Annotated in this window: 20 protein-coding genes; 7 read left to right on the top strand and 13 right to left on the bottom strand. The window is 50.7% G+C overall.

Going from position 1 to position 20,980, the window contains the following annotated elements:
- Positions 1 to 316 precede the first annotated feature (316 nt).
- The 3 genes from pntA to AC791_RS12260 all read left to right on the top strand — a co-directional run bounded on the left by pntA (position 317) and on the right by AC791_RS12260 (position 3,617).
- On the top strand, positions 317 to 1,846 hold the full coding sequence (gene pntA, locus AC791_RS12270; RefSeq protein WP_049840715.1) for a Re/Si-specific NAD(P)(+) transhydrogenase subunit alpha: 1,530 nt from the start codon (positions 317 to 319) through the stop codon (positions 1,844 to 1,846).
- 10 nt (positions 1,847 to 1,856) lie between these two features.
- Positions 1,857 to 3,245, top strand: a complete 1,389-nt coding sequence (gene pntB, locus AC791_RS12265) for a Re/Si-specific NAD(P)(+) transhydrogenase subunit beta (RefSeq protein WP_049840714.1) — start codon at positions 1,857 to 1,859, stop codon at positions 3,243 to 3,245.
- Positions 3,246 to 3,356: 111 nt separating this feature from the next.
- The gene (locus tag AC791_RS12260; protein WP_049840713.1) at positions 3,357 to 3,617 is read left to right on the top strand and encodes a DUF2534 family protein; all 261 of its coding nucleotides are present in this window, start codon (positions 3,357 to 3,359) and stop codon (positions 3,615 to 3,617) included.
- A 42-nt stretch (positions 3,618 to 3,659) separates the two neighbouring features.
- Here the strand turns inward: AC791_RS12260 and uspE are convergent, their stop codons facing one another.
- The 3 genes from uspE to ogt all read right to left on the bottom strand — a co-directional run bounded on the left by uspE (position 3,660) and on the right by ogt (position 6,202).
- Complete coding sequence (gene uspE, locus AC791_RS12255; RefSeq protein WP_049840712.1) at positions 3,660 to 4,610, bottom strand: universal stress protein UspE; 951 nt, start codon at positions 4,608 to 4,610, stop codon at positions 3,660 to 3,662.
- Positions 4,611 to 4,749: 139 nt separating this feature from the next.
- Complete coding sequence (gene fnr / locus AC791_RS12250) at positions 4,750 to 5,502, bottom strand: fumarate/nitrate reduction transcriptional regulator Fnr (RefSeq protein WP_133159226.1); 753 nt, start codon at positions 5,500 to 5,502, stop codon at positions 4,750 to 4,752.
- 184 nt (positions 5,503 to 5,686) lie between these two features.
- The gene (ogt, locus tag AC791_RS12245) at positions 5,687 to 6,202 is read right to left on the bottom strand and encodes a methylated-DNA--[protein]-cysteine S-methyltransferase (protein WP_049840710.1); all 516 of its coding nucleotides are present in this window, start codon (positions 6,200 to 6,202) and stop codon (positions 5,687 to 5,689) included.
- Between the two features lie 574 nt (positions 6,203 to 6,776).
- On the opposite strand from ogt, the gene smrA reads away from it, so the two are divergent.
- Complete coding sequence (gene smrA, locus AC791_RS12240; protein ID WP_049840709.1) at positions 6,777 to 7,340, top strand: DNA endonuclease SmrA; 564 nt, start codon at positions 6,777 to 6,779, stop codon at positions 7,338 to 7,340.
- Here the strand turns inward: smrA and AC791_RS12235 are convergent.
- From AC791_RS12235 to AC791_RS12225, 3 genes are all read right to left on the bottom strand, one after another.
- The gene (locus AC791_RS12235) at positions 7,337 to 8,149 is read right to left on the bottom strand and encodes a trypsin-like serine peptidase (protein ID WP_049840708.1); all 813 of its coding nucleotides are present in this window, start codon (positions 8,147 to 8,149) and stop codon (positions 7,337 to 7,339) included. The genes smrA and AC791_RS12235 overlap by 4 nt on opposite strands.
- 253 nt (positions 8,150 to 8,402) lie before the next feature.
- Complete coding sequence (asr, locus tag AC791_RS12230; protein ID WP_049840707.1) at positions 8,403 to 8,741, bottom strand: acid resistance repetitive basic protein Asr; 339 nt, start codon at positions 8,739 to 8,741, stop codon at positions 8,403 to 8,405.
- Positions 8,742 to 8,881: 140 nt separating this feature from the next.
- The gene (locus tag AC791_RS12225) at positions 8,882 to 10,132 is read right to left on the bottom strand and encodes an MFS transporter (protein ID WP_049840706.1); all 1,251 of its coding nucleotides are present in this window, start codon (positions 10,130 to 10,132) and stop codon (positions 8,882 to 8,884) included.
- 104 nt (positions 10,133 to 10,236) lie between these two features.
- On the opposite strand from AC791_RS12225, the gene AC791_RS12220 reads away from it, so the two are divergent.
- From AC791_RS12220 to bioD, 3 genes are all read left to right on the top strand, one after another.
- On the top strand, positions 10,237 to 11,139 hold the full coding sequence (locus AC791_RS12220; RefSeq protein ID WP_049840705.1) for a LysR substrate-binding domain-containing protein: 903 nt from the start codon (positions 10,237 to 10,239) through the stop codon (positions 11,137 to 11,139).
- Positions 11,140 to 11,252: 113 nt separating this feature from the next.
- Positions 11,253 to 12,473, top strand: coding sequence for a sugar metabolism global transcriptional regulator Mlc (gene mlc / locus AC791_RS12215; protein WP_049840704.1), 1,221 nt, complete (start codon positions 11,253 to 11,255; stop codon positions 12,471 to 12,473).
- A gap of 127 nt (positions 12,474 to 12,600) precedes the next feature.
- On the top strand, positions 12,601 to 13,296 hold the full coding sequence (gene bioD / locus AC791_RS12210) for a dethiobiotin synthase (RefSeq protein ID WP_049840703.1): 696 nt from the start codon (positions 12,601 to 12,603) through the stop codon (positions 13,294 to 13,296).
- 138 nt (positions 13,297 to 13,434) lie between these two features.
- Here the strand turns inward: bioD and osmV are convergent, their stop codons facing one another.
- The 7 genes from osmV to AC791_RS12175 all read right to left on the bottom strand — a co-directional run bounded on the left by osmV (position 13,435) and on the right by AC791_RS12175 (position 20,921).
- The gene (osmV, locus tag AC791_RS12205; RefSeq protein WP_049840702.1) at positions 13,435 to 14,583 is read right to left on the bottom strand and encodes an osmoprotectant ABC transporter ATP-binding protein OsmV; all 1,149 of its coding nucleotides are present in this window, start codon (positions 14,581 to 14,583) and stop codon (positions 13,435 to 13,437) included.
- Positions 14,583 to 15,230, bottom strand: coding sequence for an osmoprotectant ABC transporter permease OsmW (osmW, locus tag AC791_RS12200; RefSeq protein ID WP_049840701.1), 648 nt, complete (start codon positions 15,228 to 15,230; stop codon positions 14,583 to 14,585). Before osmW ends, osmV begins: the two co-directional genes overlap by 1 nt.
- 9 nt (positions 15,231 to 15,239) lie before the next feature.
- Positions 15,240 to 16,142, bottom strand: coding sequence for an osmoprotectant ABC transporter substrate-binding protein OsmX (osmX, locus tag AC791_RS12195; protein ID WP_049840700.1), 903 nt, complete (start codon positions 16,140 to 16,142; stop codon positions 15,240 to 15,242).
- 19 nt (positions 16,143 to 16,161) lie between these two features.
- A complete protein-coding gene (gene osmY, locus AC791_RS12190; RefSeq protein WP_049840699.1) occupies positions 16,162 to 16,878 on the bottom strand; it encodes an osmoprotectant ABC transporter permease OsmY in 717 nt (238 codons plus the stop codon).
- A 331-nt stretch (positions 16,879 to 17,209) separates the two neighbouring features.
- Complete coding sequence (gene dmsD, locus AC791_RS12185; protein WP_049840698.1) at positions 17,210 to 17,824, bottom strand: Tat proofreading chaperone DmsD; 615 nt, start codon at positions 17,822 to 17,824, stop codon at positions 17,210 to 17,212.
- A 160-nt stretch (positions 17,825 to 17,984) separates the two neighbouring features.
- Positions 17,985 to 20,420, bottom strand: coding sequence for a selenate/tellurate reductase subunit YnfE (gene ynfE / locus AC791_RS12180; RefSeq protein WP_049840697.1), 2,436 nt, complete (start codon positions 20,418 to 20,420; stop codon positions 17,985 to 17,987).
- A 198-nt stretch (positions 20,421 to 20,618) separates the two neighbouring features.
- On the bottom strand, positions 20,619 to 20,921 hold the full coding sequence (locus AC791_RS12175) for a DUF1161 domain-containing protein (RefSeq protein ID WP_049840696.1): 303 nt from the start codon (positions 20,919 to 20,921) through the stop codon (positions 20,619 to 20,621).
- Between the last annotated feature and the right edge of the window lie 59 nt (positions 20,922 to 20,980).

Here is a 20,980-nt window from a genome sequence, read left to right as displayed (position 1 = left end):
TTAACAGGTTAACGTAATGTTAAATTAATTTTTAGCTGTGAAACATTATTATTACAGGCGCTGTCCGTCACGCGCATTATCACTCTTACTAATGATTTTCAGCGCTAAATGCTGATTTGAGGACGGTTATCAGCCTGATCGCCAAAAATTTTATAAATACTTTTTCCTGACGGTGGATCGCTACGGTTATTTTCAGTAGCTTATAGAAAGTTTGTTACTGTTTTATTTTCTAAAGGTAATGCTTTTCGACGGATCAGGTCGCGCATTATCTCTGGCATACAACAACCATCTTCATAAATCGATGGAAGGGAAAACTATGCGTATTGGGGTACCAAAAGAGCGGTGGGCCGGTGAAACGCGAGTTGCAGCAACGCCAAAAACGGTTGAGCAGCTGCTAAAACTCGGTTTTACCGTCGCTATTGAGAGCGGTGCAGGCAAGCTGGCCAGTTTTGATGATGACGCGTTCATTCAGGTGGGTGCCGATATCGTTGATGAAAGCAGCGTCTGGCAGTCTGATATCATTCTTAAAGTGAACGCACCTGCCGAGGCGGAAATCGCCTTACTGAATCCAGGGACAACCTTGATCAGTTTTATCTGGCCGGCACAGAACGCGGAATTGATGGAAAAACTGGCGGCGCGAAACGTCACCGTCATGTCAATGGATGCCGTACCGCGCATCTCACGTGCTCAGTCACTCGATGCACTAAGTTCGATGGCCAATATCGCCGGTTACCGCGCTATTGTTGAAGCTGCGCACGAGTTCGGCCGTTTCTTTACCGGCCAAATTACCGCAGCGGGTAAAGTACCGCCAGCGAAAGTGATGGTGATTGGTGCAGGTGTAGCCGGTCTGGCCGCTATAGGCGCGGCTAATAGTCTGGGCGCTATCGTCCGGGCTTTTGACACCCGTCCGGAAGTGAAGGAGCAGGTTCAAAGTATGGGGGCTGAGTTCCTCGAACTGGACTTTAAAGAAGAGGCTGGTAGCGGCGATGGCTACGCCAAAGTCATGTCTGAAGCCTTCATTAAAGCGGAAATGGCGCTGTTCGCCGCACAGGCGAAAGAAGTTGATATCATCGTGACTACCGCCTTAATTCCGGGCAAACCCGCACCAAAACTAATTACCCGCGAAATGGTTGATTCAATGACGCCGGGCAGCGTGATTGTTGATCTGGCGGCACAAAATGGCGGTAACTGCGAATATACCGTCGCCGGGGAGGTTGTCACAACCGCTAACGGCGTGAAAGTCATTGGCTATAGCGATCTGCCTGGCCGCCTGCCGACCCAGTCTTCTCAGCTCTATGGCACTAACCTCGTTAATCTGCTGAAGCTGCTGTGCAAAGAGAAAGACGGCAATATCATCGTCGATTTTGACGATGTGGTTATTCGTGGCGTGACGGTGATCCGCGAAGGTGAAGTAACCTGGCCTGCACCACCCATTCAGGTTTCTGCCCAGCCGCAGGCGGCACCGAAGGTAGCCCCTGCACCGGCAGAGCCGGAAAAACCGGTCTCATCCTGGCGTAAATATGCGCTGATGGCGCTGGCGATTATCCTTTTTGGCTGGCTTGCTGACGTGGCACCGAAAGAGTTCCTCGGTCACTTTACCGTGTTCGCGCTGGCCTGCGTGGTCGGCTATTACGTGGTATGGAACGTGTCTCACGCGCTGCATACGCCGTTGATGTCGGTTACCAACGCCATCTCGGGCATTATCGTGGTGGGCGCACTATTACAAATTGGGCACGGCGGATGGGTTAGCTTCTTCAGCTTCATCGCCGTATTGATTGCCAGTATTAACATTTTCGGTGGTTTCACCGTGACTCAGCGTATGCTGAAAATGTTCCGGAAGAACTAAGGGGTAACATATGTCTGGAGGATTGGTTACAGCTGCATACATTGTTGCCGCGATCCTGTTTATTTTCAGCCTGGCGGGTTTATCGAAACATGAGACCTCGCGTCAGGGTAACACCTTTGGTATCGCCGGGATGGCGATTGCGCTGATTGCCACCATTTTTGGCCCCGATAGCGGCAATGTAGTGTGGATAATCGTTGCTATGGCGATTGGCGGCACCATTGGTATGCGTCTTGCCAAACGTGTAGAAATGACCGAGATGCCCGAACTGGTGGCCATTCTGCACAGCTTCGTTGGCCTTGCGGCGGTACTGGTAGGGTTCAACAGCTATTTGTACCACGAACCAGGTATGGCCCCGGTTCTGGTCAATATTCATCTGACCGAAGTGTTCCTCGGCATCTTTATTGGTGCGGTAACCTTCACCGGGTCGATCGTCGCATTTGGCAAATTACGCGGTAAAATCTCCTCTAAACCGCTGATGCTGCCGAACCGCCACAAACTGAACCTGGCGGCACTGGTAGTATCCTTTTTGCTGCTGGTGATCTTTGTTCGTACCGACAGCCTGTTCTTACAGGGGCTGGCGCTGTTGATTATGACGATTATCGCGCTGGCGTTTGGCTGGCACCTGGTCGCGTCTATCGGCGGAGCCGATATGCCGGTCGTGGTCTCAATGCTGAACTCTTATTCTGGCTGGGCGGCGGCGGCGGCGGGCTTTATGCTCAGTAACGATCTGCTGATTGTCACGGGGGCGCTGGTGGGTTCGTCCGGTGCGATCCTGTCTTACATTATGTGTAAAGCGATGAACCGCTCGTTTTTCAGCGTTATTGCAGGCGGATTTGGCACTGACGGAAGCTCGGACGGTAGCGATACTGAAGTCGGTGAGCACCGTGAAATCAGTGCGGAAGAGACCGCAGAGATGCTGAAAGGATCGCAGACGGTCATTATCACCCCCGGTTACGGTATGGCGGTGGCGCAGGCGCAATATCCGGTTGCCGAGATTACCGAAAGACTTCGCGCCCGCGGGATCAAAGTACGTTTTGGCATCCACCCGGTAGCCGGGCGTCTCCCCGGACATATGAACGTTCTGCTGGCGGAAGCGAAAGTCCCTTATGATATTGTGCTGGAGATGGATGAAATCAATGACGATTTCGCTGACACCGACACCGTTCTGGTTATTGGCGCTAACGATACGGTAAATCCGGCGGCACAGGACGATCCGCGCAGCCCTATCGCCGGCATGCCGGTGCTGGAAGTCTGGAAAGCGCAGAACGTAATTGTATTCAAACGCTCAATGAATACAGGTTATGCAGGGGTGCAAAATCCGCTGTTCTTTAAGGACAACACTCAGATGCTGTTTGGCGATGCTAAAGCCAGCGTCGACGCGATCCTGAAAGCGCTGTAATTTCACCATCAATACTGTAAACCGCTCCCCGGAGCGGTTTTTTTATAAGCGGCTGGCATGTTATTGTTGATGCCAGGTGGTGGGATTGTTATCAATACAGGAAAACAGAGCATGTTAATGGCAAAACTGAAAAGCCGTAACGGTAAAAAATTTATTGCAGGCGTTGTGCTGGTTTTTATCACTGCTTTAGCGGTGGTAGGCCGTGCGACTATTGTGGGTGTGATCCAGCAATATAATATCCCGCTGGCTAACTGGACGCCGTCCATGTTTGTTATTCAGTCGGCGATGATTTGCGTTTACAGTCTGGTCTTCACCATTTTGCTGTCGATTCCGCTCGGGATTTATTTTCTCGGCGGCGAGCGCCAGCAATAAAAAAGACCCGGCAAGCCGGGTCTGTTATGTCAGGCGAAACGATTAATCGTCTTCGGCGTCATCCAGTTCTACTGGCGTTTGGAACTGATCGGGTTTAATAACCAGCAGGTCACAGCGCAGATGATCAATCACCTGTTCAGCCGTATTGCCAAGGAACGCGGCAGAAAGCCCGGTTCGGCCTACGGTGCCTAACACCACAATCCCGGCCTGCAAATGTTCAGCCAGATCCGGGATCACCTCTTCAGGCAGTCCTTTCTCAACGTGAGTCATATTCTCGCTAATGCTGAACTTCTGTCGTAGCGCTTTCATCGCCAGCAAATGCTGTCCGCGAATCGCATCGTTGTAGACGCTGGGGTCAAAATCAGGGAGTTCAATCGCAATATTAATAGGCGTAACAGGGTAGGCTCCGCCGAGATGAACTTCGGTATGGTTAACATGTTCTGCCAGCGAGAGCGTCTCTTTAACCAGCTTTTCATTCAGAGAATTATGGTATTCCTCTTCACTGGCGAGGTTAACAGCCACCAGCGCTTTACCGCCTTCAGGCCACTGTTGATCTTTAACCATCCACACCGGGCACGGGCATTTACGCAGCAGATGCCAGTCAGTTGGGGTAAAAATCACCGATTCCAGTTTTTCATGCTGATGGGTCATTTTGAGCAGCAAATCATGATCGCCGCTCATTACTTCCTGAATAATGGCCTCGAAAGGGCGATTATGCCAGACCACTTTGATGTCGATGGGAATACCCGCTTCCAGATAAAATTTTGCCTGTTCCTTTATCCACGCGGTTCGCTGGCTTATTACGCCCTGACGCATAGCCGTTCGCTCGTCCGGAGAGAGCAAGGTGGTCATTTCATACGAAAAATCATAGATCGGCAGGAAGGCTTTGATGCGGCCGCCAATCCGTTGGTGTAAATACACGGCGCGCCGCAGTGCGGGTTGATCGTCCTGATTCGGGTCGATAGCGACCAGTATATTTTGATATTTTGCCATAGTGAATCTCCTTACAACTGTCGCCACAGTCTGTAACTACAAGATAACTCATCTATGTAAAATGAAACAGCGGATAACCTTCACCAGATCAATAAATCAGACAATTATAATGTCTGGCGAAGGCTGATAACAAAAGGGATCAGGCAGGATTGCGGCTATGACCTGCCAGCTGCGCCAGCGTGTCATTGTTTTCAATAGTGATGTATTTACCCTTAACAGCCAGCATACCGCTTTTCTGAAAACGTCCCAGCAGGCGGCTAATAGTCTCAACGGTCAGGCCGAGATAATTGCCAATGTCGCCACGCGTCATGGTCAGGCGGAACTCACGCGGGGAAAAACCACGCTGAGCGAAACGGCGGGAAAGATTATAGATAAAGGCTGCCAGACGCTCTTCAGCATTCTTTTTCGACAGCAGCAGGATCATATCCTGATCGCCTTTAATTTCGCCGCTCATCAGACGCATCATCTGTTGACGCAGGTTAGGCATCTTACCCGACAGATCGTCAAGGGTCTCAAACGGGATCTCACACACCATTGAGGTTTCGAGCGCCTGAGCAAAACTGGGATGATGGCCGGTGCCGATGGCATCAAATCCCACCAGATCGCCCGCCAGATGGAATCCGGTAATTTGCTCATCACCCTGTTCAGTAATGGTGTAGCTTTTAATGGTGCCCGAACGAATAGCATACAGCGATTTCAGTTCATCACCCGCTTTAAACAGAGTCTGACTTTTCTGGATGGGCTTTTTACGCTCGATGATGTTATCAAGCTGATCAAGCTCATGCTCATTTAGCGTGAAAGGGATGCAAAGCTGGCTGATACTGCAATCCTGACAATGGATAGCACAACCGCCAGACTGAATGCGCCGTATAATTCGCTTTTCCGGGATCATAGGTCTGCTCAGGCCGTTATTGATATTGGTCAATTTTATCATCTTTTTTGTGAGCAAGTAACCCTGCTAAATCCGCATTCATTGGATAATGAAATAGTTATGAAAAAAAACAATTCATCTCCTTGATATTATTAAGGTTATGAAAACAGTCTCGAAACGTAAATGTTAAACTCCGCACGCATAGTCAAAGTAAAAGATAGCCTTCATGACGTAAAAGCCACTCTTTACGCGCTACGCCGCCCGCATAACCGGTCATGGTTCCATTACTGCCAATGACCCGGTGACATGGAACCACAATGCTTATCGGATTTGATCCATTAGCCGTACCGACCGCACGGGCCGCACCTGCACGTCCGAGAAATGTGGCAAGTTGACCATAATGCATGACCTGACCACAGGGGATTTCACGCAGCGCTTTCCATACCTCACGTTGAAAAGGTGTTCCGGCAGTCTCAGTTGGTAACGTATCGATAATCGCCAGATTCCCCGAGAAGTATTCATCCAGCTTCTGGCACAGGCCACCGGGATTTTTGCTGTCAACCCGGCAATAACCGGTCTTTTTGTAATGCAGATCGAGTAATAGCGACATGCGTGCACTGTGTTCGTCCCACTCAACCGCGCGCAGTCGGAACTGTTCGTCGCAGATCACCCAAAGTTCGCCGAGCGGCGTTGAAATTTTATCCTGCAAGAGTATTAACATTATTTTCCCCTCTCTCCAGAACGATAAATAATGTGCATCTTTTATCAGCTAATCAAGTGGCATATGGCTATCTGCCGGAGAACAGGATTGATTGACAAAGAATATCAATAATTGCTATGCCGACATGTAATACATAAGTAGTATTAATTGATTTGTCTGCTAAATGAATAAAGCCATAAAAAATTAAGGGTTTATACGTAGGTAGCGTAAAAAAGCCATAAAAAACAGAGCCTGCCGACATCCAACAGACTCCAGAGGGATTAACTACTTATGTCCATGGTGATTTCCGCATTTGTTTTCCCTGATGCGGATAATTTAAGTTATAACAACAAATCCGTTATTTTCCAGCACCAGCGGGTGATATATTTCACAGATTTCAACGTGCGGGTTAAATATTAACCGTAATTAATCAGTGTTAACGTTTAATAAACCCGGCAGAGAGCGAAAACGGTAGCAGCGTTATTGTGGGCAACCGTGATTAAAATCTGATTGAAAAGTATGTAAATCGCATTGAGCGTGGGAGAGTGCACCGCTATAGTGACATTGCAGATCCCGGTTAGCCAGAGGACAGATCATGAACCTTGACGACAAATCACTTTTTCTTGACGCCATGGAAGATGTCCAGCCGCTAAAGCAATGCAGCGATGTTAAATGGTATCCAAACCGTAAATCGCGTACGCCGGAGCGAATCGACCTGTTGCAGCTGGATAACTTTCTGACAACCGGTTTTTTAGACGTTATCCCACTTGCCACGCCGCTGGAGTTTCGGCGTGAGGGGTTACAGCATGGCGTGCTGGAAAAGTTACGCCAGGGAAAATACCAGAATCAGGCCAGCCTGAATCTCTTGCGCCATCCGGTTGAACAATGTCGGCAAAAAGTTTTCGCCTTCATTACTCAGGCGCATCAGGACGGCTTACGTAATCTGCTCATTGTGCACGGAAAAGGGCGGGATGATAACGCACATGCCAATATCGTTCGCAGTTATGTTGCGCGCTGGCTTTGTGAATTCGAGGACGTTCAGGCGTACTGTGTGGCATCACCTCATCACGGCGGCAGCGGTGCCTGTTACGTTGCGCTACGCAAATCCAGCGAGGCCAAAAGAGATAACTGGGAGCGTCACGCCAAGCGTAGCCGTTAGTTGCCGCTATTTTTCGCCAGAGCGTCCAGTTTATCGCTAAAACCGGTCACCGCAATTGCCCGGTTATCCGCTCGCCAGCGATCCTTTGCTGCAGGCGCCGAGCTTTGAACGGCGATCAGTTCCCAGCCTCTGGCCGTTTTGAGCATCAACGGCGACCCGCTATCACCCGGTAGCGTATCGCACTGATGTGACAACACCGAGTTTTGTGCCCAGCCGGTAACCACACAATCCTGATGACTGTAAAGATCGTCAAGATGATCCACCGGATAACCTGATTGGGTTACTTTGCGATCGGCTGCTTTCAGCGCGGCGGTCAGCGCGGCTTTATCGCCCTGAAATAACGGCAGTGGAGTAATACCAGACGGCGGATAACGCAGGACAATCAGCCCGAAATCCCACGACGCGGCGGCAGGCGGAACTATCCAGCCGTCGCCGTCAGGTGTAAGACGCTTGCCTAATGAGGCATCCACCCGACCTTCGATACCGTGGATCTCATAGCGCCAGAGACCTTTTTGTGAAATAAAACGTAGCGCTACCGCTTTATCCGCAGTGCCTTTAGGTGGGGTTAACAGACAGTGGCCTGCGGTTAACGCAATATTGGGAGTGATAAGCGTTGCAGTACATAAATTACCGCTGGCGGTTTCAAGCTGTCCGATAGCATCCCATGGTGAGGCTGTGGGATCAGCAATCTGCGTCCGGTCGTCATGACCAAAAAACAGCGTTCTGATCTCTTTTGCACTCATACTTTCATCAGCATGTGCAGTCAAAGAAAACAGAATAGATCCTAACAACATAACGGTTTTACGCATATCACTCTCAGACGGGGTAATTATGATTATTAAAAGTGAACCCAATGAGGTAACTATAGACGGGACGCGAAGAAAGTGGGAGCAAAATCAGCGTGCTACATTAATTTAGAAAGAAACGCGTGGCAATGAGAGCGCATAAAATTAGCGTAATCAGAATGAGCTCAAATCGATAGCGGCGCATCATCACAGCTCTCCCAAAAAAATCGGCGCTGGATGTGCGCCGATTTATTTATTACCGTATTCCGATAGTTATTTACGCAGCTGGCTGAGCGGCAGTCTTAGTCTGCGCTGGCTTTGCGGCGTTATGTTTTACCGTTTTTTTGCTTTTCTTAGCTGCCTGCGCTTTCTGCGCGGCGGGTTTGGTTGCATCCTGTTTTACTGCTTTTTTGTGCTTTTTTGCCGCCTGTGCTTTCTGATCGGCGGCCGGTGTTGCAGCTTTATGATGTTTTTTATGGTGCGTTGTTTTCGCGGTTGCCGTATGAGTAGTGCTGGCTGACGCCGGAGTTTGCGTGGTGCTGGTAGTTTCAGCGGCGAATGCAGCAGATGACAGACCCATAGCAGCGGCAACAACCAGAGCTAATACTTTTTTCATTCTGATATCCTCGAAATGGTTTTTCATTCAACCCCACTGCGGGGCCGTTGAAAACACTATATCCCTGACTACTCACGCTTTCCGTGAGTGTTTGGTTTCGCCGTGTAACCGTTTGTACATCACCAAACGAGGATGAATCATTAACGTAAACGCCTGTGCAGTATGTTGCCAACGATCAGGGCGGCTATCAGCATCAGCGCAATAAAACCGCCCACGCCATTCCAGCCAAACTTATGCCAGAACAGTCCGCCCAGTGTACCCGCGACGCTGGAACCCGCGTAATAGCAAAACAGATAAAATGAAGAGGCTTGCCCGCGCGCGCGCCGTGCCCGGGGGCCAATCCAGCTACTGGCTACGGAATGGGCGGCAAAAAAACCGGCCGAGAACAGTAACATGCCGGTAAATATTAGCCAAAGCGAACTAAACAGGGTCAGTAATAAGCCTGCAAGCATGATGCCGGTGGCGGAAATCATCACCGGCCCACGGCCATAGCGGGCAGTCAGTGCGCCAGCTTTGGGTGAACTCCACGTGCCGGTGAGATACGCCACGGAGAGCAGTCCGACGGTGGCCTGACTCAATGACCATGGCGATAACATCAATCGATAGCCAATATAGTTAAACAGAGTGACGAATGATCCCATTAATAAGAAACCTGCCGTGAACAACAGCGGTAATCCTTTATCGTGCCAGTGCAACCGGACGTTAAGCAGTAGTACTTTGGGCCGCAGCGAAGATGCTTTGAAATGCTGTGATTCGGGGAGGATCTTCCAGAACATAATGGCAGAGGCAAGGGCGAAGCAGCCGATAGTGGCAAGCGCAATGCGCCAGCTAAATAAATCGGTTATTACGCCGCTTAATAATCGACCGCTCATTCCTCCAATTGAGTTTCCACTGATGTAGAGGCCCATTGAAAAAGCAACATAGCTCGGGTGGATCTCTTCGCTAAGATATGTCATGCCGACAGCAGCCACGCCGCTTAAGGCTAAGCCCGTTAGCGCCCGCATGACCAGAATGCCGTGCCAGCTGGTCATTAACGTTGAAAGCAGGGTACAGCATGAGGCCAGTAATAAGGCCGTCACCATCACTTTTTTACGCCCGATCGCATCAGACAGTGGGCCGGTAAATAAGAGTCCTGACGCCAGCATAGCCGTCGATATTGAGAGCGAAATACTGCTGCTGGCCGGGGAAATACCAAATTCATGTGACAAGACGGGCAGGATCGGCTGGACGCAATAAAGCAGAGCGAACGTCGCCAGCCCTGCTGAAAAAAGGGCCAGCGTGACGCGGATAAATGGTCGGGTTCCGCGTTTAATATAATTTGTCGGTTGGGATGAAAGTGGGGAAATGGCGTCGTTGATGGGGGCGGCATCAACGGTTGTTGTACGGCTCACGGAAGATTCCTTGCGCAGAAAAGAATGAATATCACCTGTAAAGAGTAGGAAATTGTAAATAGTATGTCTAATATATTAATAATCTTAATTGATACTTTAAAAATATGAATATTGAACTTCGCCATCTTCGCTACTTTATTGCTGTCGCTGAAGAGCTGCATTTTGGTCGTGCGGCCGCCAGACTGAATATTTCTCAGCCTCCGCTGAGCCAGCAGATCCAGACTCTGGAACAGCAGATCGACGCGCGTCTGTTCAACCGTACTAATCGCAGCGTAAGTCTGACTACCGCAGGTAAGCAATTTCTTGCCGACAGTCGACAAATACTGGCTCAGGTAGAGGAGGCGGCTTCACGAGCTACCCGGTTTCATCAGGGGGAGGCTGGTGAGCTGCGATTAGGTTTCACTTCTTCCGCACCCTTTATTAAATCCGTATCCGATACCCTTTCCACTTTTCGCCATCTCTATCCTGATGTTCATATTCAGACACGCGAGACTAATACTCGTGAACAGATTGCCCCGCTGAACGAAGGAACGCTGGATTTAGGCCTGATGCGTAATACGCCACTGCCTGATACGTTGAGCCGGAAGGTGATCCTTCATGAGCCACTGCTGGCCATGATCCATCGCGACCATCCTCTGGCCAGACAACACGCCGTTAGTCTGGTCGAGCTGGCAGGTGAGCCATTTGTCTTCTTTGATCCGCATGTTGGAACTGGCCTTTACGACGATATCCTCGGACTGATGCGCCGCTACGGATTATCACCGATCATCACTCAGGAGGTCGGTGAGGCAATGACTATCATTGGTCTGGTAGCCGCAGGCCTGGGTGTGTCTATTTTACCGGCGTCTTTCTGCCGTGTTCAGCTGGATGAAATGTGCTGGATACCTATTGTTGAAGAAGATGCTGTTTCTGAAATGTGGCTGGTCTGGGCACATCACCGGGTGCTCAGTCCGCCGGCAGTTCACTTTAAAGAACGCTTAATAGCGTGTATTAATGCCATAAATTAACGAAAAAATGTGCGACAAATCACATGGCTAAGCAAAAATTTGACGCTGGCTATTGAAGTGCTTCAACATAGGCTGCAAATTATTTCGAAGCGCGAAAATAAAGGGAGTCAGCGGTGGTCAGCGACAGTCAGCCAGGACATATTGATCAAATTAAGCAAACCAACGCAGGGGCGGTATATCGTCTGATTGATCAGCTTGGCCCGGTATCTCGCATCGATTTATCGCGACTCGCTCAGCTTGCGCCAGCCAGTATTACCAAAATCGTTCGTGAAATGCTCGAAGCGCATCTGGTGCAGGAAACTGAGATTCAGGACCCGGGCAGTCGCGGGCGTCCCGCTGTCGGTCTGATGGTCGAAACAGACGCGTGGCACTATCTTTCTTTACGCATTAACCGCGGTACTATTCAGATGGCGCTACGCGATCTGAGCAGCAAGGCCGTGGCGGAAGAGGAACTGGCGCTGCCTCTGGACGATCCGCAACCGCTGCTAACCCGCATTGTTACCCACGTTGATCGGTTTTTTATACGCTACCAGCATAAACTTGAACGTTTAACCGCGATTGCCATTACGTTGCCGGGTATCATCGATACCGAGAATGGGATTGTGCACCGGATGCCATTTTATCTGGATGTGAAAGATATGCCGCTTGGTGAAACACTGGAAAATCATACTGGCGTTCCCGTGTATATCCAGCACGATATTAGCGCCTGGACGATGTCTGAACTGCTGTTTGGCGCATCGCGCGGCGCGCGAGATGTGATACAGGTCGTTATCGACCATAACGTTGGGGCAGGGGTAATTACAGATGGACGCTTGCTACACGCGGGCAGCAGCAGCCTGGTCGAAATTGGCCATACTCAAGTCGACCCCTTTGGAAAACGGTGTTACTGCGGCAATCATGGATGCCTTGAAACCATTGCCAGCATTGAAAGCGTGCTCGATCTCGCACAGGTAAGAATGAGTCAGTCGATGAGCTCACGACTGCATGAACAGCCGTTAACCGTGGCATCACTATGCCAGGCTGCACAGGAAGGGGATTTGCTGGCAAAAGATATTATCACCGGTGTTGGCACCCACGTTGGGCGCATTATTGCCATCATGGTCAATTTATTTAATCCACAAAAGATTTTAATCGGTTCCCCCTTCAATCAGGCGGCGGAAATTCTTTTTCCCGCCATTGCACAATGCATAAGCCAGCAAGCGCTACCGGCGTACAGCAAGCGCGCGACAGTAGAAAGTACCCAGTTTTCTAACCAGGGCACAATGGCTGGAGCCGCGCTGGTGAAAGATGCCATGTATAACGGTTCTTTACTGATCCGCCTGTTGCAGGGTTAACAAATATTTACTGTTAACCTAAAAATTGCGCTACCTCAAATTAGCCACTCACGTCTTCACTTAGACTTTCTCCACCCTGATCTATTACTACGAATGATAATTATCTGATCGAACAGTGGAGTGAGTTATGCTTGAGCGTTTCTTTATTACCGGTACTGATACTGCTGTCGGAAAAACAGTCGTTTCGCGCGCGCTGCTCCAGGCGCTGGCTGGCCGTGGCAAAACAGTAGTGGGATATAAACCTGTAGCTAAAGGAAGCAAAGTTACGCCGGAGGGGTTACGCAATAAAGATGCACTGGTGCTGCAAAGCGTGTCGACGCTCTCTCTGCCTTATGAAGCCATTAATCCGGTAGCATTAAGTGAAGAAGAAAGCAGCGTGGCCCACAGCTCATCCATTAATTATCCGCGTCTGTCAGAAGGCCTTGCAGCCCTTAGCCGTCAGGCCGATCACGTCGTGGTTGAAGGGACAGGCGGCTGGCGTGCTCTGATGAACGATCTCCGTCCGCTCTCCGAATGGGTGGTGCAGGAACAGCTTCCGGTCCTGATGGTTGTAGGTATTCAGGAAGGCTGTATCAATCATGCGCTTCTGACGGCTCAGGCTATTGCCAATGACGGACTACCACTGATCGGATGGGTGGCGAACCGAATCAATCCCGGACTTGCGCATTATGCTGAAATTATTGACGTGCTGAGTAAAAAATTGCCTGCGCCACTGGTGGGTGAACTTCCCTATTTGCCGCGCGCAGAGCAGCGCGACCTGTCACAGTATATTCATCTGGAAATGTTTCACGATGCATCACTGGTAGATGGAGTTCCGGCGTAATAAGCAGGCAAATAAGCAAGTATATTGTGCAACCTGGCGGCATCGGGTACAAAAGCTTTGCGTGCTTTCGTACATATTATCTTTTGCTGAGAACGTTGAGGTTCCCCGGGCAGTATTACCGCTCGGGGAAACAGGATATTAGTTGTCGCTGTGAATATTCAACGCCCGGCGGGTACGGCCGGAACTGAGATAGTCAGCGATATAATCCTGAGATATTTCACCGCTGTAACGTCCTTCTTCATCGACGATAGGCATCCAGCTGGTATTGCTCTCATATAACTTCGACAGCACCACACGCAGGTTATCTTCTGCTTTACCCGTAACGCGGAAAGGATGTAGCAGGGACGCGCTGTCGCCGGTGGCATTACGCGCTTCACGGCGTTTGATAAAGCCCAGCGGCTTATCATCGACATCAACCACCGTGATTGCACGAATATCATTGTCATCCATAATAGCAAACGCTTCTGCCGCAGGCGTTGACCGGCGCACGGTCAGCGTGGGCTGCTGATCGGTCACATCGCCAGCAGAAACCAGCAGCAATCGCTTGAGAGTGCGATCCTGTCCAACGAAGGAGCCAACAAACTCATTTGCCGGTTTCGCCAGTAGCTCATCCGGGCTGGCGCACTGAACAATACGTCCCTGACGGAAAACGGCAATTCGGTCGCCAAGCTTTAATGCTTCATCAATATCGTGGCTTACCAGCATGACGGTTTTTTTCAGTTTACGCTGCATCTCCAGAAACTGGTTCTGAATGACTTCGCGGTTGATAGGGTCAACCGCGCCGAAAGGCTCATCCATCAGCAGTACTGGAGGATCGGCGGCCAGCGCGCGAATAACGCCTATACGCTGCTGCTGGCCGCCGGACATCTCTTTAGGATACCGGTGCAAAAACTTTTTTGGGTCCAGAGCTACCATATCCATCAACTCTTCCGCACGGCTTTTGTAACGGGCTTTATCCCAGCCCAGCATTCTGGGTACCACCGTGATATTTTCCTCAATAGTCATATTGGGAAATAAGCCGATCTGCTGGATAACATAGCCAATATTGCGCCGCAACGTGACGGTGTCCATCTCGCTGGTGTCCTGGCCATTAATCAGGATTTTACCGCCTGAGGCCGGGATCAGCCGGTTAATCATCTTCAGGGTAGTCGTCTTACCACAGCCGGACGGGCCAAGCAGAACGCACATTTCACCCTCAGGCACGTTCAGGTTAACGTTATCGACCGCGTTAAAAATCTGGCCGTTCTTTTGTTTAAATTGCTTCGTCAGATTTTCCAGTTTTATCATTATCGTATCCCCTTCGGTGTCAGCACGATTTGCAGACGATGCAGTAACCAGTCAAGTACAATCGCCAGCAGACAAATCATCAATGCGCCGGCAATCAGCATTCGAATATCGCTTCCGCCAATACCATTAAGCAGCAAAAGCCCCAGGCCGCCCGCGCCAATAACGGCGGCTATCGCCATAACGCCGATGTTCATTACCACGGCAGTGCGGATACCGCCAAAAATAACCGGCAGCGCCATCGGGATTTCTACCCAGCGCAGACGTTGCCAGAATGTCATACCAATACCGCGTCCGGCTTCGCGCAGGCCCGGGGGCAGGTTATCCAGCGCGGTATGAGTGTTACGCACGATGGGCAGAAGAGAGTAAAGGAAAACGGCGGTAATGGCCGGCAGCGCGCCAATACCCTGGCCTATCAGTGAAAAAACCGGGATCATTAAACCAAACAGGGCAATAGACGGTATGGTTAACAGGATAGTCGCCACGCCCAGCACCGGTGTCGCCAGCCATTTATAGCGAACAATGACTATCCCCAGCGGTACCCCAATAACAATAGCCAGGCCCACCGCCAGCCCTACCAGCCACAGATGCTGAAAGGTAAGGCTCCCAATATATCCAGCATTATCAATAATATAATGTATAGTATCCATCATCGCTCCTTATAGCATGCCTTTGCTTTGCAGGAAGTCGCGGGCAACCTGCTGAGGTGTCTGATGATCGATATCCACTTTGGCGTTTAAATCGATAATCGTTTCATTATTGAGCTGGCTCGACAGCGTATTCAATGCTTCCTCAAGACCAGGATTTGCCTCAAGAGTATCCTTACGCACCACCGGCGTAACGGCGTAACTCGGGAAAAAGCCTTTATCGTCTTCCAGAACTTTCAAATCAAAGCCTTTGATACGCCCATCGGTGGTGTAAATCAGGCCTGCATCAACAAAGCCATCCCGGATAGCGTTATATACCAGGCCCGGGTCCATCTGGCGAATTTGCGGGCGATCTAACGCCATCTGGTACGCTTTTTGTAACGGCTTCATGCCGTCGCTACGACCTGAAAATTCAAGATCCAGCCCCAGTAGCCAGTTGTTATCGGGGTCGGTTTGCCGGATATGTTCGATTTTCTCCACCATTTGCGACATCGTTGTAATATGTTCGGACTCTGCGCGCTGTCGCTGCATAGCAAAGGCATAGGTATTGTTCATATCGGCAGGCTGTAGCCATACCAGACCCTGTTTAGCATCCAGCTTTTTCACCGTGTCGTAGGTCTCTTGCGGCGTCATTCTCTTATCAATATGGTTGAAGATAATTAGCGAGGTACCGGTATATTCCCACGTCATGTCTATCTGTTTGTTAATCATGGCATTGCGTGAAATGACCGTGGCAATATTGGTTTGCGGTCGGACCTGAAACCCTTTTTTCTGCAAATACTGTACGGTCATCGCAGAGAGAATATGCTGCTCGGTAAAACTTTTCGTCGCCAGTATCAGCGGCGCGGCACTGGCCTGTGTCGCGATTAACGAGGCGGCAGCCAGCAGGCCGATGAAATGTCTACGTAACGTCATTAAACGCTCCTTATTATTGTTATCGGGCAGTGTGCGGAGTCAAAATTCGACCAAGACTTGCCAGCAGGACATCCAGTATCAGGGCAAAGAGCGCCGTCGCGGCTGCGCCAAGAATAAGCGTCGGGAAGTCATTAAGGTAAATACCGGGGAAGATCAGCTCACCGTAGCTGCTGGCACCAATCAGAAATGCCAGCGGTGCAGTACCCACGTTAATCGCCGTTGCGATGCGAATACCTGACAGCATGACGCTCCAGGCATTCGGTAATTCAACCTGACGTAAACGTTGCCATTTGGTCATACCAATGCCGTTTGCCGCCTCCAGTAGCGAAGCCGGAACCGAGCACAATCCGGCATAGGTATTGCGCACAATCGGCAGCAGTGACGCCAGAAACAGAGCAATAATCGCTGGCGTATCGCCAATACCGATAAATACCATAGCCAGTGCCAGGACGGCCAACGGCGGCAGGGTATTTCCGATATTAAATATCTGCATCACATATTCAGCTACGCCGCGTGCCGCAGGGCGACTCAATAGGATCCCACAAGGGATGCCCACCAGCAGTGCAAGAAACATGGAGCTAAACACTAATATAAGATGCTGTTGCCCGAGATAAATAAGGTCAACTTTGCGTTCGATAATGGTATCAAGGCCGATGCCCCAGACCAGTAATGCCACTACGGCAATGATTGCTGCGATAAATAAAAGCGCGCGCTGGAGCGCATTCAGAGTATGCATTCTCGTCCTTCTCCCTGTATGCATGTGTTATGGCAACCCTAAGTTGCATGTTGTTATGCCATGTGTGGCAGGGTCATAGAGCTATAGCAAGGCAGGCGCAGGGTCGCCATAAAGCTGCGAAATTAATAGTTTATGAGGGGAAGCGTTATAAGCAGGTGAAGCCGTATAACGTAACGGCTGAGGGCAGGGTTAGAGATAATTCTTAAAATGATTCACGGCAAGTGACAGTGTCACTTGTTATGATTTAGGTAGCACTCGCTGCCGCTGATTATTCAGAAAAAACGTGTGTCTGGACATAACTGCCGGAGCAACGTCTCCGGCAGGTGCGTACTCAGCGATAAAGCGGCTTCTGGCTGACCGGAATAAGTAACCGGCCCTGCCACTGTGTCAGAGTAAGCTGTGCGAGTTGTCCCAACGCCTGATAAAACGGGTGAGACGCATGTTCACAAAACAGAGACAGAAAGCGCCCGGCCCACGGCAGCAAATGCCATGCCAGAAGCTGTTCACATTCACTGTCACGCTCATTCTCACTCAGCCAGGCGGCTAACATTAATACCGTGCCGAAGTGATCCTCCGGCTCATTGCGGGTAGTATCAAACGCGATGGCGTTATCACGCATCCACTGGCGCAGGGCCAGCGTTGACTCACCAAACAGCACGCTTTCACGATCCAGCCAGACGGAGCCCCACGGGGGAGCGGGGAGTGCCCAGGGGCCAACGAAAAGGCGCTGATATGCCTGTGGCAGCGATTCGTCGGCAGGCTGACTGAATGTCGCGGCCAGAGGTGCCAGCGACTCAGGCGCCAGCGGCCACTGTTCAGCCCATTCTCCGCTGACGAACGCGTCGGTCAGGGGAGCGACTTCAGGCGCGTCGGGTGGGTAATAGAAGAGTGCGCCCAGCACGCGAGCCGTGAAGGCAAACGATCCGCACTCATGTAACTCTTTCATATTCTGTTTCCTTAAAACGCGCAGGATCCACTGCGCTTGTCGCTTAATCTGTCACAGGCAGGCTATAAAATACGGTACGCCCCGGAACGTCGCCCGTAGCCACCACAATCCATTACATCAATAAACTGAATGTATGGAGAGTGACGGCGAATAAGCGGGCTTAGACCTTCTCGATTTCAACCAGATTAGTATGCTGTGGATTGCCTTTCGCCAGTGGAGAGGGACGATGGGTGGTCAGCGTATTCATGCAGGAACCATGGTCGATGCGGTCGCCGTTCATGTTGGCCTCATGCCAGGCACCCTGGCCCATAGCACTCACGCCAGGCATGATCCGCGGCGTGACTTTTGCGACAATCCGCACTTCACCACGCGCATTGAATACCCGAACTTCATCGCCGTTAGCAATGCCACGTTTTTGCGCGTCAATGGGATTCAGCCAGACTTCCTGGCGGCAGGCACTCTTCAGAACATCAATGTTGCCGTAACTGGAGTGAGTGCGGGCTTTATAGTGAAAACCGAAAAGCTGAAGCGGGAATTGACGCCGCTGCGGATCGTCCCAGCCTTCAAACGTAGAGGCATAAACAGGCAGCGGACTTATGGTTTCATCTTTTTCAAGCTCCCATTTTTGAGCTATCTCAGCCAGACGACTGGAATAAATCTCAATCTTGCCTGACGGGGTCTTCAAGGGATGCGCCAGCGGATCTTCACGAAAGTCTTTATAGGCAATAAAATGACCCGCCGGATCTTTACGCTTGTAAATTCCCATTTTTTTCAGCGCCTCATACGAGGGTAATAGCGGATCTTTGGCGACCATTTTGGCGTATAAATATTTCAGCCACTCCTCCTGAGTACGGCCCTCAGTAAAGCGCTGATAAACATCCGGCCCCAGACGTTTAGCCACTTCACTCATCATCCAGTAAATGGGGCGACGTTCAAATTTAGGCGCGGTGGCAGGCTGAATGAAAATTAAATAGCCCATGTTTCCGGCATAGTCATTCGGAATAATATCTTCTTGCTCAACCGTCATCAGGTCGGGCAGCAAAATATCAGCGTACTTCGCAGAAGACGTCATAAAATTATCAATGACCACGATGGTTTCGCATTGGCTGTCATCCTGCAAAATATCGTGCGTCTTATTAATATCTGAGTGCTGATTGGTAATGGTATTACCCGCGTAATTCCAGATGAACTTAATCGGCACATCCAGTTTTTCTTTGCCGCGAACGCCATCGCGAGTTGCCGTCATTTCCGGACCACGTGCGATAGCATCGGTCCAGCTAAAACAGGATATTTGCGTTTTAATCGGGTTATCCGGCAGCGGCATTCGCTCAATGGTCATGGTATAGGTCGATTCACGTGCGCCGCTGTTGCCGCCGCTAATCCCTACGTTGCCGGTGAGGATCGGCAGCATGGCAATGGCTCGCGACGTTAATTCGCCATTAGCCTGACGTTGTGGTCCCCAGCCCTGACAGATATAAGCCGGTTTAGCCGAGCCTATTTCGCGCGCCAGTTTGATAATACGGTCAGCAGGAATACCGGTGATATGTGCCGCCCAGTCCGGCGTTTTAGCAATACCATCTTCACCGTCACCGAGAATATAAGCTTTATAGTGGCCATTGGCGGGCGCGCCTGCGGGTAGGGTTTTTTCATCGTAGCCGACGCAGTAGCGGTCGAGAAAATCCTGATCGACCAGATTTTCACTGATTAATACCCACGCCAGCGCGGAAACCAGAGCGGCATCGGTACCGGGGCGGATGGGGATCCATTCATCTTCTCGTCCGGCTGCAGTATCGGTATAGCGCGGATCAATCACGATCATTTTGGCCTGTGAACGTTCACGGGCCTGCTCAAGAAACCAGGTGATCCCGCCACCGCTCATGCGGGTTTCAGCCGGATTATTACCAAACATCACTACCAGTTTTGTGTTTTCAATATCAGAGGTACTGTTGCCGTCGTTGGAGCCGTAGGTATAAGGCATCGCGCAGGCAATTTGCGCGGTGGAGTAGGTGCCATAGTGGCTCAGGAACCCGCCGTAGCAGTTCATTAACCGTGCAACCAACGAAGCGTAGGGTGAAGAGCGGGTAATATTGCCGCCAACAATTCCCGAAGAATAATTGATATAAACGGCTTCATTACCGTATTTTTGCACCACGTGCTGCAAACTGCGGCTCAGGGTATCCAGCGCTTCATCCCAGCTAATGCGCTCAAATTTGCCTTCACCACGCTTACCGACACGTTTCATAGGGTAATTAAGACGATCGGGATGATTAATCCGCCGACGGATCGAGCGACCTCGCAGACAGGCGCGGACCTGATGATCCCCGTAAACATCACTGCCGGTATTGTCTGTCTCTACCCAATACACTTCGTCATCACGGACGTGCAGGCGTAATGCGCAACGACTGCCACAGTTGACCGAGCACGCGCCCCAGACCACTTTGTCAGGCTTTTGCGTTGCGTGTTGAACAGCCGCCGCCGCAGGGTTAAAGCCGAAAGGTAAAGATAACCCCCCGGCAGCCAGGGCCAACGATCCTATCGCGGTTGATTTGACAAGCGTACGTCGGCTGATCCCGCCCGTGTTTTCGACATTAGACATACATGCTCCATCATAGTAATCATTATGAAAACATTGTCGGCCGCAGTTAATACGGGCCTGATGATGGGTTATGCTACCTTCTGAGGAGTAAAGGGTATTATCACGGGTCAAAAATGGGGGAATTAAGCGGGAAAGGTGGCGTTTAATCGACCATGCTCACAGTATTAAACGCCAGAAGAAGAGATTGAACGTCTTTATTTACTGCGGCTCGGCAGGCTGCCCCTCCTGGGTTGTGCCGCCGCTTACCGGATAATTGCCGCTGCTGGTCCGGGTATAAAGAATCTTATAAGTGTCATTCGCGCAGTGACCAACCACCTGAGCATCAGGCTGATCCATCTGGTCGTTAGGGACAATTGACAGGGTAAAACCGGATTCAGGCACGCCATTGCCGATGACTTTTTGTTGGATATCATCTTTTACGCGTTCACAAGAATCCGGGGCCGCCAGTGCGGGCGCTGAAGCTGCAATAAGCAGCGCGATTAACCAACGAGAAGTGTTCATGATCATCTCCTGATTGTGGGATTTCAGACAAAGCATAGCACAGACAGTGTAAACGTCTG

The organism is Klebsiella sp. RIT-PI-d (assembly GCF_001187865.1).
In the GTDB taxonomy this organism is placed as follows: domain Bacteria; phylum Pseudomonadota; class Gammaproteobacteria; order Enterobacterales; family Enterobacteriaceae; genus Superficieibacter.
The sequence above is the reverse complement of the archived record's forward strand: the minus strand, read 5'-3'. Positions and strand labels throughout refer to the sequence as shown.